At 60.7% G+C, this 14,785-nt stretch carries 15 protein-coding genes; 8 read left to right on the forward strand and 7 right to left on the reverse strand.

Going from position 1 to position 14,785, the window contains the following annotated elements; genetic code table 11:
* Window positions 1-27: 27 nt before the first annotated feature.
* The 8 genes from crcB to CHB75_RS11345 all read left to right on the forward strand — a co-directional run bounded on the left by crcB (window position 28) and on the right by CHB75_RS11345 (window position 7,481).
* Window positions 28-405, forward strand: a complete 378-nt coding sequence (gene crcB / locus CHB75_RS11310; protein WP_089270741.1) for a fluoride efflux transporter CrcB — start codon at window positions 28-30, stop codon at window positions 403-405.
* Window positions 402-1,442, forward strand: a complete 1,041-nt coding sequence (locus CHB75_RS11315) for an RluA family pseudouridine synthase (protein ID WP_089270659.1) — start codon at window positions 402-404, stop codon at window positions 1,440-1,442. The genes crcB and CHB75_RS11315 overlap by 4 nt, the downstream gene beginning before the upstream one ends.
* Complete coding sequence (locus CHB75_RS11320; protein WP_089270660.1) at window positions 1,442-2,125, forward strand: HAD-IA family hydrolase; 684 nt, start codon at window positions 1,442-1,444, stop codon at window positions 2,123-2,125. Before CHB75_RS11315 ends, CHB75_RS11320 begins: the two co-directional genes overlap by 1 nt.
* Window positions 2,122-2,841, forward strand: a complete 720-nt coding sequence (locus CHB75_RS11325; protein WP_089270661.1) for an ATP12 family chaperone protein — start codon at window positions 2,122-2,124, stop codon at window positions 2,839-2,841. Before CHB75_RS11320 ends, CHB75_RS11325 begins: the two co-directional genes overlap by 4 nt.
* Window positions 2,842-3,039: 198 nt before the next feature.
* A complete protein-coding gene (locus CHB75_RS11330; RefSeq protein WP_089270662.1) occupies window positions 3,040-4,056 on the forward strand; it encodes an amino acid ABC transporter substrate-binding protein in 1,017 nt (338 codons plus the stop codon).
* A gap of 137 nt (window positions 4,057-4,193) precedes the next feature.
* Window positions 4,194-5,408, forward strand: coding sequence for an amino acid ABC transporter permease (locus tag CHB75_RS11335; protein WP_089270663.1), 1,215 nt, complete (start codon window positions 4,194-4,196; stop codon window positions 5,406-5,408).
* A gap of 1 nt (window position 5,409) precedes the next feature.
* Window positions 5,410-6,702, forward strand: a complete 1,293-nt coding sequence (locus CHB75_RS11340; protein WP_089270664.1) for an amino acid ABC transporter permease — start codon at window positions 5,410-5,412, stop codon at window positions 6,700-6,702.
* An 11-nt stretch (window positions 6,703-6,713) separates the two neighbouring features.
* Entirely contained in the window at window positions 6,714-7,481 is a 768-nt protein-coding gene (locus CHB75_RS11345; RefSeq protein WP_089270665.1) for an amino acid ABC transporter ATP-binding protein, read from the forward strand.
* A gap of 21 nt (window positions 7,482-7,502) precedes the next feature.
* Here the strand turns inward: CHB75_RS11345 and CHB75_RS11350 are convergent, their stop codons facing one another.
* From CHB75_RS11350 to CHB75_RS11380, 7 genes are all read right to left on the reverse strand, one after another.
* The gene (locus CHB75_RS11350) at window positions 7,503-7,991 is read right to left on the reverse strand and encodes a SixA phosphatase family protein (RefSeq protein WP_245840910.1); all 489 of its coding nucleotides are present in this window, start codon (window positions 7,989-7,991) and stop codon (window positions 7,503-7,505) included.
* Between the two features lie 47 nt (window positions 7,992-8,038).
* Complete coding sequence (locus tag CHB75_RS11355) at window positions 8,039-8,584, reverse strand: ferredoxin (protein WP_342745306.1); 546 nt, start codon at window positions 8,582-8,584, stop codon at window positions 8,039-8,041.
* Window positions 8,585-8,691: 107 nt separating this feature from the next.
* The gene (gene argB / locus CHB75_RS11360; protein WP_089270667.1) at window positions 8,692-9,582 is read right to left on the reverse strand and encodes an acetylglutamate kinase; all 891 of its coding nucleotides are present in this window, start codon (window positions 9,580-9,582) and stop codon (window positions 8,692-8,694) included.
* A 192-nt stretch (window positions 9,583-9,774) separates the two neighbouring features.
* Window positions 9,775-10,425: a ribosome biogenesis GTP-binding protein YihA/YsxC gene (gene yihA / locus CHB75_RS11365; protein WP_089270668.1), complete on the reverse strand. Its 651-nt coding sequence runs from the start codon at window positions 10,423-10,425 to the stop codon at window positions 9,775-9,777.
* Window positions 10,425-11,168, reverse strand: a complete 744-nt coding sequence (locus CHB75_RS11370) for an MOSC domain-containing protein (RefSeq protein ID WP_089270669.1) — start codon at window positions 11,166-11,168, stop codon at window positions 10,425-10,427. Before CHB75_RS11370 ends, yihA begins: the two co-directional genes overlap by 1 nt.
* A complete protein-coding gene (gene yidC / locus CHB75_RS11375; RefSeq protein ID WP_089270670.1) occupies window positions 11,165-12,982 on the reverse strand; it encodes a membrane protein insertase YidC in 1,818 nt (605 codons plus the stop codon). The genes CHB75_RS11370 and yidC overlap by 4 nt, the downstream gene beginning before the upstream one ends.
* A 180-nt stretch (window positions 12,983-13,162) precedes the next feature.
* Window positions 13,163-14,452, reverse strand: coding sequence for a putative bifunctional diguanylate cyclase/phosphodiesterase (locus CHB75_RS11380; RefSeq protein WP_245840913.1), 1,290 nt, complete (start codon window positions 14,450-14,452; stop codon window positions 13,163-13,165).
* Window positions 14,453-14,785 lie beyond the last annotated feature (333 nt).

The following is a 14,785-nucleotide window of genomic DNA, read 5'->3' on the forward strand; positions in this document are numbered from 1 at the left end:
CACAGCACAGGCGCGATGCACCGCTACATGGTATTTACACTGTTACAGGTCGCTTTGGGCGGCGCTTTGGGGGCCTCTTCACGCTATTTGACGGGGCTGGCCACGATCCGGCTGATCGGCCCGGGGTTCCCCTGGGGGACGCTTACCGTCAATGTCGTCGGGTCGTTTCTGATGGGCATCGTGGTCGTGGTGCTGGCGCAGACCGTCGGAAACCGCTATGCGCCTCTTTTGATGACGGGGTTCCTGGGCGGTTTTACTACATTCTCGGCCTTCTCGCTTGATGCGGTCACCCTATATGAACGGGGGGCCCTTGGGCTTGCGGCGGGATATGTGCTGGCCTCTGTGATCCTTTCGTTGCTGGCACTGATGGCGGGCCTGTTGGTCGCGCGGGGGATATTGGCATGAGCCAGGTACAGACACTGACGGTTTCACAAGACGATGGCGATCAGCGGCTGGACCGCTGGCTGCGGCGCATTTTTCCGCATCTCGCACAGACGCGCATCGAAAAGATGTGCCGCAAGGGCGAATTGCGCGTCGATGGCGGGCGGGTCAAGGCCAACACGCGGCTTGAGGCCGGCCAGCAGGTGCGCATCCCGCCGCTGCCCGACCCCGGCCAGATCCAGTCCGGTCCCAAGACCGAGGTGACTTCGGCCGATGCCCGCATGATGCGCGACATTGTTCTGTATCAGGACGACCACGTCATCGCGATCAACAAACCGGCCGGCCTGCCGACGCAGGGCGGCAGCAAACAGACCCGCCATGTGGACGGCCTGTCCGTGGCCTTGCAGTACGATTATGAGGACAAGCCGCGTCTGGTACACCGTCTGGACAAGGACACCTCTGGTGTTCTGCTGCTGGCGCGCACGCGCGCGGCGGCACAGGCGCTGACCGCCTCGATGCGGCACAAGGAAACGCGCAAGATTTACTGGGCGCTCGTCGCCGGGGTGCCGACGCCCTATCTGGGCGAGATCAAGTATGGTCTGGTCAAGGCTGCGGGCCGTGGCGCCGGCGGCGAGGGCGAAAAGATGATCGCCGTGCATCCGCGCGACATGAACAGCACGCCGGGGGCCAAGCGCGCCTATACGATCTATGCAACGCTTTACCGGGTTGCGGGTCGCGCGGCCTGGGTCGCGATGGAGCCGCTGACAGGGCGCACCCACCAGCTGCGCGCGCATATGGCGGAAATCGGTCATCCGATCATCGGCGATGGCAAATACGGCGGATCAGGTCAGGAAAATCAGGGCGACGGCTGGGGCGCTCAGCTGGGCGGAATGATTTCAAAGAAACTGCACCTGCACGCGCGCATGATGCGGTTCGAACATCCCGTGACGCACAAGATCATCACCGTCACCGCGCCGCTGCCTGAACACATGGCCCACAGCTGGGAAACCTTCGGCTGGACCGAAGACCTCGCGTCAGAAGACCCCTTCGAGGCGATCTGATGGGGTCCGATCTGCGCCTTGTGGTGTTCGACGTCGACGGTACGCTGGTCGACAGCCAGGCCGATATTCTGGCCGCGATGACTGCCGCCTTTGGCACGGTCGCGCTGCCCACGCCGACCCGCGAAGACATCCTTGGCATCGTCGGGCTGTCCCTGCCCGAGGCGATGTCGGTCCTTGTCCCCGGTATTGCGACGCCGCTGCGCCGCGATCTGGTGGCGGGGTACAAGGCCGCCTATATGGACCTGCGCGCCGAAAACGGGGTCGAAGTGTCGTCACCGCTCTACCCCCACGTCCGCAAGGTGCTGGAAGAGATGCACGCCGTGCCCGAACTGTTGCTGGGCGTTGCCACCGGCAAATCGCGCAAGGGGCTGGACAAGCTGCTGGACGGCCATGACCTGCGCCACCTGTTCGTGACGCAGCAGGTCGCGGACAATCATCCGTCGAAACCGCACCCCGCGATGCTGCGAAGCGCCCTGTCGGAAACCGGCATTGATGCGCACCGTGCGGTAATGGTGGGCGATACGAGTTACGATATGGAAATGGCACGGGCGGCGGGCATGCTCGCGATTGGTGTGGGCTGGGGATACCATGATCGCGCCCGGCTGAAGGATGCGCATATCCTGCTGGACGACATCCGCCTGCTGCCCGGTCTTTTGCAGCAGATATGGGAGCAGATGGCATGAGCGAATGGGCCCCGAAACGGTTCTGGAAAACTGCCGAAGTGGCCGAGGCCGAAGGCGGTTTTGGTGTCACACTGGATGGGCGGACCGTCAAAACACCGGCCAAGGCCTCTCTTGTGGTGCCGACCTCTGCGTTGGCGCAGGCCATCGCGGCCGAATGGGACGCGCAGATCGAACAGATCGACCCGGCCTCGATGCCCTATACCCGTGGTGCGAATGCGGCCATCGACAAGGTCCGGATCCAGCACGGCGAAGTGGCCGATATGCTGGCCGATTACGGCGACAGCGATCTGCTATGCTACCGCGCGGATAGCCCTGCCGAACTGGCCGCCCGTCAGGCCGCAGGCTGGGATCCGATGCTGGACTGGGCCGAGGCGCGGCTGGGTGCGCGCCTGGAAACACGCATAGGCATCATGCACGCCCCCCAGACACCGCAAGCAGTGACAACGCTACGGCAACAGGTCCACAACTTGGATGCCTTTGAACTGGCCGCTTTCCACGACCTTGTGTCACTGACCGGATCTCTGGTTTTGGGATTCGCCGCTGCATTCGAACAGGCCACAGCCCCCGAGATCTGGGCCCTCTCGCGCATCGACGAGGACTGGCAGCAGGAACTCTGGGGTGCCGATGAAGAGGCGCAAGAGGTCGCCGATCGCAAGCAAGCCGCGTTCCTGCAGGCGCAGCGGTTCTTTCTGATCTCGCAGAACCGGCCAAATTGACCGTCTGAGGGCTGACTAAAGGGAAAGAAACAGCCCTCGGGCCATTTTCGGCGGCATCCCGCTTGACGTTCAAATATGAATCCGACCAAACTTGCGATCACAAAGGGGGGGGAACTCCCAGCTTTGGTCTTTGCGGTCCCTGTGGCCGTTCAAAAAAACCGTTTCATAAGGGAACGGAGAAAACAGGAAGAGGTTAACATGACTAAAACCGTAATTCTTGGCACATTGACGGTAGCAGCACTTGCTGCTGGCGCTGCCGGTGCTGCCACGCTGGACGATGTCAAGGCACGGGGTAAACTGAACTGCGGCGTGACCACTGGTCTCGTTGGGTTCGCGGCCCCGGATGCAAACGGTAAATGGGATGGTTTTGACGTCGGTATCTGCCGTGCCGTTGCTGCTGCCGTTCTGGGCGATCCGACTGCAGTCGAATTCGTTCCCACAACTGGCAAGACCCGCTTCACGGCGCTGTCTTCCGGTGAAATCGACGTTCTGGCCCGTAACACGACCTGGACCTTCTCGCGCGACACGGACCTCAAGTTCGATTTCGTCGGCGTGAACTACTATGACGGTCAGGGCTTCATGGTTCCCAAGGCTCTGGGCGTAAGCTCGGCCAAGGAACTCGACGGCGCGACTGTCTGCATCCAGACCGGCACCACGACCGAGCTCAACCTTGCTGACTATTTCCGCAAGAACAACATGAGCTACCAGCCCGTGCCGATCGAAACCAACGCCGAGGCGCAGCAGCAGTACCTGAACGGTGCCTGCGACGTCTACACAACGGACGCTTCCGGCCTGGCCGCGACACGTGCGGCATTCGAAGCACCGGGCGATCACGTCGTTCTGCCCGAAATCATCTCGAAAGAGCCGCTTGGCCCGCTTGTTCGCCACGGCGACAACGACTGGGGCGATATCGTACGCTGGACCTTCTACGCGCTGGTCGCGGCCGAAGAGTACGGCATCACGTCTGCCAATATCGAAGAGCTGGCAGCTGGCACCGACAATCCCGAAGTGAACCGGATCCTTGGCACCGAAGACAACCTTGGCGCGATGCTGGGTCTGGAACCGACCTGGGCCAAAGCAGCCATTGCTGCAGGCGGCAACTACGGTGAGCTGTTTGAAAAGAACATCGGTGAGAACACGCCGATCGGTCTGTCGCGCGGTCTGAACGCGCAGTGGACCGATGGTGGCCTGATGTACAGCCCGCCGTTCCGGTAAATCCGAAAAACCTTAGGGCGCGGGGGGATACCCTCGCGCCCTTTCTCCTGTAACCCAGGACAACATAACCCCCGCGGATCGTCAGATGGGATCAACCTGTCGGCGGAAAAAAATCGGGGATATCAGGGATGTCATTCATGACAACACTCAGCGACCCGCCGAGCGGATCGTTTCGGCTATCCATGCTGATCAACGACACGCGCTATCGTTCCTACACATTCCAGTTCATCGCTCTTGTGATCGTGATCGCGATTTTTGGCTATCTCGGGTCCAACCTCTTTGCGAACCTGCGCGCGGCGGGATTGAACATCAGCTTTGATTTTCTGGGTGAATCGTCGAATTACGACATCAACCAGACGCTGATCGAATACTCCAGCCGGTCCACGCATTGGACGGCGGCGGTGGTCGGTATCCTCAACACACTGCTGGTTGCCTTTCTCGCCTGCATCACCGCCACGATCATCGGTGTCATCGCCGGCATTCTGCGGCTGTCGCCCAACTGGCTCGTACGCAAGTTGATGTCGATCTACGTCGAGGCGTTCCGCAATGTGCCGGTCCTGATCTGGATCATCATCATCTTCACCATCATGACCGTTGTCCTGCCCGCGCCAAATGCGTTCCGGGGGGACAATGCGACGGCGTCGATGCTGTTTGGGGCCTTCGCCTTTACCAACCGCGGCGTTTATCTGCCCGCGCCGGTCTGGGGGCCGGGGTCGCTGATCGTCGCGCTGGTCTTTGTCGCCTCGGTGATCGGTGTGTTTATGTACCGCCGCTATGCCAAGAAACTGCTGTTCGACACCGGCAGGCTGCTGCCGATGGGCTGGCCGTCGCTGGTCATCCTTTTCGTGCCGACGCTGTTGGTCTTTTTCCTGCTCGGACGTCCCATCGGTCTGGATTACCCGGAACTCAAAGGCTTCAACTTTCAGGGCGGCATCCAGATCCTTGGCTCGCTGATCGCGCTCTGGTGGGCGCTGGCCATCTATACCGGCGCATTCATCGCTGAAAACGTACGCGCCGGCATTCAGTCGGTCAGCAAGGGCCAGGCCGAGGCCGCCGCATCGCTGGGCATGCGTCCCAACCGGATCATGAACCTTGTGGTCCTACCTCAGGCGCTGCGGGTCATCATTCCGCCGCTGATTTCTAACTACCTCAACATCACCAAAAACTCATCGCTTGCCATCGTGGTCGGCTACATGGACATCGCCGGGACGCTGGGGGGCATCACGCTCAATCAGACGGGGCGCGCGATTGAATGCGTTCTGCTGCTGATGGCCTTCTATCTTGCGATCAGCCTGACGATCTCGGGGTTGATGAACGTCTATAACAAAGCCATCAGTCTGAAGGAGCGCTGAGATGTCAGACACACACCAGCAGTCCATCGGATACGTACGGGATTCCATGATCCCTGAGTCGGAGCCGCCACTGGGCGAGGCGGGCGCCATCAAATGGATGCGCGCCAACCTGTTTTCATCCATCGCCAACGGCTTTCTGACGCTTGCGGCACTGACCGCGCTCTACTTTCTGATCTCGGGCTTCTTGCCATGGATCGTGAACGGTGTGTGGGACGCACCGTCGATCCGCGAATGCCGCGAAATTCTGGATGGCAAAGTGGGCGGCTGCTTTGCGGTACTCACTGAACGCTGGAACCAGTTGCTGTTCGGCTTCAAGTACCCCAGCGATATCTACTGGCGACCCGCTCTGGCGTTTCTCTTGCTGTTCGTCGCAATCGCACCGGTGCTCTTCAGCAAGGTGTTTCCCAAGCAGATACTTATCTTTACCGCCCTCTATCCGTTCATCGCATACTTCCTGATCTGGGGCGGTTCGATCCTGATTCCGATCTTTGCGCTGCTCGGTTTGATCGTCGGGTATCTGGTTTACAGCCGCTTCGTGGCCCAAAGCTTTGCTGCCGGCTTCTTTGGCGGCATTGCGGCGGCGTTGGCCTTCTGGTGGATCACCGGCTTCATCGCTGTTGATGGGGTTCTGGCGATCGAAGCAGTGCCAAGCCGCGACATGGGCGGTTTCATGCTGAACATGCTTCTGGGTACAGTCTGCGTGTCACTTTCGATTCCCTTCGGCATTGCGCTGGCACTGGGGCGGCAGTCGGACATGCCGATCATCAAATGGATCTGCATCCTCTTCATCGAGTTCATCCGCGGCGTGCCGCTGATCACGCTGCTGTTCGTCGCGAGCGTGGTTCTGGCCTACTTCCTGCCGCCGGGTACCAACTTTGACCTGATCCTGCGGGTGATCATCATGATCACCATGTTCGCATCGGCCTATATCGCCGAGGTGATCCGCGGTGGTCTGGCTGCCCTGCCGAACGGTCAATACGAGGCGGGCGATTCGCTGGGGCTGGATTACGCGCAGAAGATGCGCCTGATCATCCTGCCGCAGGCCCTCAAGATCTCGATCCCGGGCATCGTCAACGTCTCTGTCGGCCTGTTCAAGGACACCACGCTGGTCTCGGTCATCTCGATGTTCGACCTTGTCGGCATGATCCGTGGACCGATCCTGGCGTCGACCGAATGGAATGGCGTCTATTGGGAGCTTCTGGGCTTTGCCGCGCTGCTGTTCTTTGTCGTCTGCTACGGCATCTCGCAATACTCACAGTGGTTGGAGCGTCAGCTTCAGACCGATCATAAGTAAGGAGCTGACACATGGCTGAAGCTGCAAAATTGCAAGTCTCCGACGAGGTTGCCGTCTCGATCGAAAACATGAACAAATGGTACGGCACCTTCCACGTGCTGCGCGACATTGATCTGACCGTCCATCGCGGCGAACGGATCGTGATCGCGGGCCCTTCGGGGTCCGGAAAATCCACGCTGATCCGGTGCATCAACGCGCTGGAAGAGCATCAGAAGGGCAAGATCACCGTGGATGGCACCGTGCTGTCCTCGGATCTGAAAAACATCGACCGGATCCGCTCCGAAGTCGGGATGGTGTTCCAGCATTTCAACCTTTTCCCGCATCTCACGATCCTTGAAAACTGCACGCTGGCACCAATCTGGGTTCGCAAGACACCCAAGAAAGAAGCCGAAGAACTTGCGATGCATTTCCTTACCAAGGTGAAGATCCCCGATCAGGCGAACAAGTATCCCGGCCAGCTTTCGGGCGGTCAGCAGCAGCGGGTGGCGATTGCCCGCTCGCTATGCATGCAGCCGCGCATCATGCTGTTTGATGAACCCACCTCAGCACTCGACCCCGAGATGATCAAGGAAGTGCTGGATACAATGGTCCAACTGGCCGAAGAAGGCATGACCATGCTTTGCGTCACGCATGAAATGGGCTTTGCCCGTCAGGTGGCGAACCGGGTGATCTTTATGGATGCGGGCCAGATCGTGGAACAGAATGAGCCCGAGGAATTCTTCCTCAACCCGCAGCACGAGCGGACCAAATTGTTCCTGAGCCAGATCCTGGGGCACTGAACCGCGCCGGTGCGCTCTCGCTCAGACAGACATCAATTCGCGCGGGATCACAAAATCCCGCGCGTTTCCCGTTCCGGGGACAAGATCGGCCCACTTGGGGATGTCGAAATCCATGATCGTCGTGGCGCCGGTCGGATAGTCGCGGAACCGGATATGCGATGGGTACACGCTGGCCAACATGGCAGCCAGCGCTGCGATCCCGGGATTGTGGCCCAGCATCAGCACCACGCGTCCGGTGGCACCGCGCAGTATCTCCAGCAGCAGTTCCGGACTGGCTAGGTATAGCTCCCGCTCGAACTGCACCGGTGCCGAAAGCTGCAAAAGCGACAGTGTCTGACGCGTCCGCGCGGATGTTGAACAAAGCACCTGATCCGGCAAATAGTTCTCTGCCCGCAGCCATTCACCCAATATGCGCGCGCTTGCCTCGCCCCTCGGGTTCAGCGCACGCGCGTGGTCTTCCTCATCCAGGGACCAGTCGGATTTGGTGTGACGCATGAGAATAAGACGCATGGGCTTTTCTTCCTTGGGGCACTGAGCAACACAAACAAGTCGGACTTTCACTCTTTCACGAAGGCGGCCATGTGAAAAGCGGCCTGTGCCGGATTGCGGTCCTGTTGACGGGAAACCGGACAGGCGCGGCGGGTCAGGCAACCGTTCCGGCGGCAATCGACCCCGGCCGCTGACATGACATGTGTACGGCAGGCGTTGACGTCATAGGGCCGGTCCGCCGCGAGGGCACCAACAGGGCAGGCAGTTTCGCAAGGGCGTGCCGTGCAATCGGGGCAGGGGGCGGGCGGTGCAAAGGGGAGCTCCAGCTGGTCGGGCAGGGCGATGGCGCCGCGAAAGCTGACCATAAGGCCGGTCTTGTCGTGAACCAGAAGGCCCGTAGGCGACGGCCAGCAGCGCCCGGTGGCCTGTGCCCATCGCAGGAATGGCGGATAGGGTGGGCCATCGCTGGGGAAGATGGCCTGGCCATGCCAGAGCCGTGCCAGCGCGCCGATGACCCGCTTTGACCAACGGTCGAGCGGGTCGAGATCGCCATCCCCATGTTCCGGGCTTTGGGAAAACACCTGCCAGAATCGGGGCTCATCGGGTCCGAACATCAGCAAAGTCTTGTGGCCTGCCGGGGTCTGGTCCCCGGCAGAGCAATGAAACGCGCCGTGAATCGTCAGGGCCTGCGCTTGCGCTGTGGCCTCGACCTCATCCAGCGTCACTTCTGTTCGCGTGGCGCCAGTTCCGCAGAGCGAATCAGCGAACCCGCGCCATGTTCGGTAAAGATTTCCAGCAGACAGGCATTGGACACCCGGCCGTCCAGGATGACCACGCCCCGCACCCCGTCCTCGATCGCCTTCAGGGCGGTTTCGGTTTTCGGGATCATGCCGCCAGCGATGGTTCCATCGGCGATCATGGCGCGGACCTCTTCGGGGGTCATGGCGGTCATGACCTCTCCGGCCGCGTTCTTGACGCCCGACACATCGGTGAGCAGCAGCAGGCGATCCGCCTTCAGGGCACCTGCAATCGCGCCGGCGGCGGTGTCGCCATTGACGTTGAAGGTCTCGACAGGGTCCATGCCGGTGGCGACCGGGGCGACAACCGGGATGATCCCGGCGGCCATCAGGTCGCGCAGCACCTGCACGTTCATTTCGACCGGACGCCCGACCCAGCCAAGTTCCGGATCCTCCATTTCGCAGACCATGAGATCATCGTCCTTGCCGGAAAGGCCCACGGCACGACCGCCTTCGTCCATGATCGCCTGTACGATCCGCTTGTTCACAAGGCCGGTCAAAACCATTTCGACAACTTCGACAGTGGCCTGATCGGTCACGCGCTTGCCCCGGACGAATTTCGATTCGATGCCCAGCCGTTTCAGCAGGTCGTTGATCATCGGTCCACCGCCGTGCACGACAACCGGGTTCACCCCGACCTGGCGCATCAGCACGATGTCCCGGGCAAATTCGGCCATTGCATCGGCGTCGCCCATGGCATTGCCGCCGAATTTTACCACCACAACGGCGCCGGAATAGCGCTGCATGTAGGGGAGGGCCTCTGAGAGGGTCCGGGCGGTGGCGATCCAATCCTGATCCATTGCGCGTTGCTTCATCCTTATGGGTCCTTCTGCGACTCTTCGTTTTATCCGACGTGTCGCGGGGACGTGCAAGAGCGGCGTCAGTGGCGGTATGGGATCAACTGGTCATGAGTCCCCGGCCATATGCGTTAAAACGAATTGGCAAAACTGGGCACCGCCCGCAATCGACGCAGGCAGCGCACCGTATACAAGTCTGTGCCTTGTGGCTCAGGTCAGCGTCGCGATGATCGAGCGCAACAGCGGAATGCCGTCACCCTTTTCCGAACTGGTCATCACCAGCTCGGGGTAGGCTGCGGGATGTTTCGCCAGCTTTTCGCGCACCTGATCCAGGATCTTCTCCTGTTCGGCTTCCTTGACCTTGTCAGCCTTGGTCATGACCACCTGAAAAGTCACCGCGCTCTTGTCGAGCAGGGTCATGATCTCTTCGTCGACGGGTTTGATGCCGTGGCGGGTGTCGACCAGCACAAAGGCCCGGCGCAGCGTGGCGCGGCCTGACAGGTATTGCTTGAGCAGACGCTGCCATTTTTCGACCACGGCGACGGGGGCGTTTGCATAGCCGTACCCCGGCAGGTCAACCAGATAGTGGCTGTCGGCCAGGGTGAAAAAGTTGATCTCTTGCGTACGCCCCGGCGTGTTGGACGCACGGGCCAGACCCTTGCGACCGGTCAGCGCGTTGATCAGGCTTGACTTGCCCACGTTCGAGCGGCCGGCAAAGCAGACCTCAAGCCGGTCGTCGGGCGGCATGCCGTCCATGGCGACGACACCCTTCAGGAATTCGGTCTCGCCCGCAAAAAGGCGGCGGGCGTCCTCGATCACCTGTTCGTCAGGCTGTTCGGCAATGGGGAAGGGGAGTTGCATCAGAGGGCCCTCACTGTGTCGCCCAAGGCGATTTCGCCCGACCGGACGACCTCTGCCCGAACGGAAAAATCCCGGTGGCCCCAGCTGTCGAGTGCGGCCAATGTATCGGCATCACGAATCCCGGTATCGGGGTTTGTGGTTGTGGCGGCACAGCGGTCCGTGCGTTCGCGTACCTTGAGTACGGCAGTGCCAATCTGTACTTCGTGATCCATCCAGTCAAACTCTTCCCAGGGGGAAAGGCCATCCATCCAGATGTTGCCGCGCCAGCGATGGATCGAAAGGGGGCACCCCATCTTTTGTTCAACAGCGCGGTGCGAGGACATGTTGCACAGCGTGACACTGGCGAAATCGCTGTCGGTCATGCCACGTTCACGCGCCCGGACGATTCGGGCTGATTGTGCGCGATCTGCGGGCATCAGTGGCTTGACCCATTCGAGAAAGGCCGCGCCGTCGCGATCAGGAGAGAATGGCAGATCCGGGCGCTCCGGATGGCGCAGTGTGATGGTTTCCGAACCTTCGTCCAGTTCGGCGGTCATCGCCATGAGCTGCGGCGCCTTGGACACCCGGCTGAAGTTCGCGCAGGAAACCCAATGGCTGCCCTCCGCCTTCGACGCATCGTGCGCAACGGCCCAGACCCTGTCCCAGGGAAGGGTCTGACCGGCCGACAGCGCCACCCGCCCCATGGCCTCGCGGCCATGGCTCTTTATCGGGTGGCGCCAGATGTCGGTCACGCGTCCGGTCATTTCTTGTCGGTTTTCGTCTTGCGTTTGAAGCTACGGGTGATGTTGCCGAACACGTCCGGTTTATACCCCTGCGTGCGCATGATCAGATACTGCTGGGTAAAGGTGATCGTGTTGTTGGCAATCCAGTAAAGCACCAGACCGCTTGCAAAGGATCCCAGCATGAACATGAAGACCCATGGCATCCAGGCAAAGATCATCGCCTGCGTCGCGTCGGTGGGCGCCGGGTTCAGTTTTTGCTGCAGCCACATCGAAATGCCAAGGATGATCGGCAGGATGCCCAGGCTGATGATCGCAAGGAACGAGCTCGGATCCGGCGCCGCAAAGGGCAGCAGGCCAAACAGGTTCAGGATCGAGCTGGGGTCCGGCGCAGACAGATCGCGGATCCAGCCGAGCCAAGGCGCGTGGCGCAGTTCCAGCGTGACAAAGATCACCTTGTAGAGCGAGAAGAAGATGGGGATCTGCATCAGGATCGGCAGACAGCCCGAGGCCGGGTTGACCTTGTTCTTCTTGTAAAGCTCCATCATGCCCTGCTGAAGTTTCTGACGGTCGTCGCCGGCATTTTCCTTCAGTTTCTCCATCTCGGGCTGAAGTTCCTTCATCTTGGCCATCGAGACGTAGGATTTGTAGGCCAGCGGGAACAGCAGTGCCTTGATCAGCAGGGTCAGGCAGATGATGGACCAACCCATGTTGCCGATCAGCTGATTGAGATGGTGCAGCACCCAGAATATCGGCTTGGTCAGGAAAAAGAACCAGCCCCAGTCGATGCTGTCGATGAACCGGTCCACGCCTTCCTTCTGGTATTCGCGGATGGTTTCCCATTCCTTGGCACCGGCGAAAAGCTGTGTGGTGACTTCTTTCGTCTCACCCGGGGCAAGCGTCATGGTCGGCAGCACGGCTTCGGTCTGATAGATGTCGCGGGCGTCATCGTATTTGGCGACGGCCTTGAACGAGGATCCCGCTTGCGGGATCAGCGTCGACATCCAGAAATGATCCGTGAACCCGATCCAGCCGTTTTCCTCGACCTGCAACACCTCGGCGCGTGCGCCTTCGGAGGGGATGACGTCAAGGTCCGGCATGTCGGAGTAATCGGTTTCGGTCAGGGTGCCGTCGGCCATGGCCACGACGCCTTCATGCAGGATGAAGAATTTCTTGCGATCAGCAGGTTCACCGCGCCGCGCAATGATGCCGTAGGGGGCCAGCGAAGTCTGCGTGCCGCTTGTGTTTTCCACCGACTGCGTGACCTTGAACATGAAGTTCTCGTCCACCGCGATGGTGCGATGGAAGATCAGACCAGCGGGGCTTTCCCAGCGCAGGGTCAGGGGCGTTTCGGCCGTCAGGGTCTCGCCGCTCTCAACCGCCCAGGGGGTATTGGCCCCCGGCACATCTTCAAGGGTGAGACCTGCGCCCGGCGCCCATCCGTACAGGGCGTAGTAGGGTTGCGGCGAACTTACCGGCCCCAGCATCTGGACGATGGGAGAGTCCGGGTCGATCGTGACACGGTAATCCTTGAGCTTCAGGTCGTCGATCCGGCCACCGATAAGCGAGATCGATCCGGACAGCCGCGCAGTCTCCACTTCGACGCGGCGCGTCTCGGCGCTGACTGCAGCGGCAGCCTCGGCTCCCGGCACGGTTCCGGGCGCGGCCGTCGGTGCGGTCGCAAGCGCGGGGCTGACGGGGCTTTCGGTCTCTGTCACGGCAGGAGCGTTGGGGTCCAGTTCCTCGGGTTCGGGCGGAGGAAAGAGGACAAACCAAGTCAGGATCACGACGAAACTGAGCACTGTTGCCAGGATGAGGTTCTTGTTCTGATCGTCCATGTGGGACTGTACCTGTCCTTTGTAAGTCAGGCTTGGGTTCAACAGACAAGGGCACCAAAGGTCAAGCGGTTTCGCCGGGTTTTGCTTTGCTCTGCGTCCAATGGCGTCGGGTCAGGCACTCGTCCCTGCGGTATGGCCTGTGCTGCGGGGGGCAGGGCCGCGGCCGCCCGGTCAAGAGGATCAGCTGCTGCGGCGGCCAAGTCGGGGCGCTTCGGCGATGCGGGCGTTGTGCGCTTTGATCCAGGTCACCAACTGATCTGCGGGCATGGGCCGGGCGATCCCGAAGCCCTGCACATGATCACAGCCGAGCTGTGCCAGAAGCGCATGCTCGCCAACACTTTCAACGCCCTCGGCCAGCGTTTCCAGCCCGAGGCGATCGGCCATGCTGAGGATGGCGGCGATCATCCGTCGCTGGTCTTCGTCCCGATCCACGCGCGTGATAAAACTCCGGTCAATCTTGAGGCGACTGATGGCAAAGCGACGAAGTGAGGTGATAGAAGCGTGCCCGGTCCCGAAGTCATCAAGATCGACGAAGCAGCCAAGCTTGGCCAAGGCGGCAACATTCCGCACGACGATGCAATCCTTTGTCTGGGCAATGACGGTCTCCAGCACCTCGATGCCCAGTCGTTGCGGGGTCAGTTCAAAGCGGTCGATTTCCCATTTAAGTAGTTCCACCAGCTTTGGATTGCGCAGCTCCGACATGGAAAAATTGACGCTCACCCGCGGGACGTCGATCCCCGCCTTGTCCCAGCTGTGCAATTCATTCAGGGCCTGACTCAGGACTACCTCTCCAAGCCGTGGCATGCGGCCATCTTCCTCAAGGATTTCGAGGAAGTTGTGCGGGGCAATAACGCCTCGTTCCGGGTGTATCCATCTGGCCAGCGCCTCGGCACCGCTGACACGGCCCGTCGAGGTGCATATCTGCGGCTGGTACCAAGCCTGAATCTGGCCGTTCTCAAGTGCCCGAGCCGCTTCGATGCGCAGCGACTGTCTGGCGATTCGGGCGGCCTTGATACTGTCGGTCCAGGCCCGGATCGCCGAAGGGCCGTTCGCCAGTGCGTCACTCAGAGCAGCCCCTGCCGCTTCGAACATGTCCCGCCCGGCAGCTGCGTCCGGCAGGCGGACGCTACTACAAAAGCCCAGGGTCGCCGTCATGTACTGGGTGGTGCCTCTGATCGATGCCGGTTCTTCCAGAACGGACTGCAGGCGGCTGGTAATCTGCAAGAGGGATTCCAGATCCAGACGGAGCGCGGGGCCGAGCAGCACCATGAACCTTGTGTCACCAATACGCACAGCCCGATCCTTCTTGCGCAGGGGGGTGCGGAGTCGGGCCAACATGAGATCCCGAGCCGATTGTACTGTGGTGTCGCCAAACCGTTCTTCCAGGATCTCGATCCCGTCGATGTCGATCAGGATGCATGCAGTGTACATGGACGACGCGCGAGCGCGGCCAAGCGCGTCATCGGACATCGATATTGCCCCGTGGGTATCGATAAAATTGGGATTTCGCGTCAAGACAGCGCCCATCGAAGATGGCAATTCAATGCCACCTGACGCAGCGAGCAGAACCGGCACGGCCAGTGTCACAGCTAGTAGAAATCCCTCTCCGCCTATCCAGAAACTTCCCAAGGCAAGGGCCGGTAGAAAAGCCAGAACATGCGGCCCCCTGAGAGAAGCCCGCAACAGGAATCGAAGACGTGTGATGCGTGACGAAGCTGTAGCTGGCACGGGATTGCCTCTTGATTCTTACAAAGGCAGCCTACCGGGAGGCGTTGAGGGCACGGTTAACGCAGCTGGCGAAAA

Origin of the sequence: Puniceibacterium sediminis, assembly GCF_900188035.1 — a bacterium.
Lineage (GTDB): Bacteria > Pseudomonadota > Alphaproteobacteria > Rhodobacterales > Rhodobacteraceae > Puniceibacterium > Puniceibacterium sediminis.